Origin of the sequence: Blastomonas sp. CCH1-A6 (genome assembly GCF_001556365.1) — a bacterium.
Taxonomy (GTDB): domain Bacteria; phylum Pseudomonadota; class Alphaproteobacteria; order Sphingomonadales; family Sphingomonadaceae; genus Blastomonas; species Blastomonas ursincola.
In genome coordinates, this window is the sequence record NZ_LSIS01000511.1 from 1 (window position 1) to 320 (window position 320).

The 320-nt window shown below is 67.2% G+C and carries 1 protein-coding gene; it reads left to right on the top strand.

Annotated features, from left to right (window positions below; genetic code table 11):
• On the top strand, positions 1–320 hold a 320-nt coding region (locus AX735_RS26170; RefSeq protein WP_446471850.1), incomplete at both ends, for a hypothetical protein.

Genomic DNA, 320 nt, shown 5'->3' on the forward strand with positions numbered 1-320 from the left:
AGGGCCCGCCACAGGGTCGCGCGCGCCGACCAGATCGAGGCTGCTGCAGAGCGTTTCGAACGCGAAGTTGCGGCTCTGGGCCAGATGATGGACAAGCTGTCGAGCATGCTGGAAAACGACGCTGCCCAGGTGGCGGAGAGGTCGACCCAGGTCAGCACCCGCGCTGCCGCCGTTGCCACTGCGGCCGTACAGACCAGTACGCATATGGAGGAAATTGCTGGCAGGGGCCGCGAACTTGCAGCTGCGCTCGACTCCATTGCCGCCCGGACGGACGAGGCGCGTGAGGCCGGAAACGAGGCGGTCGCGCTCGTAACGGCAGG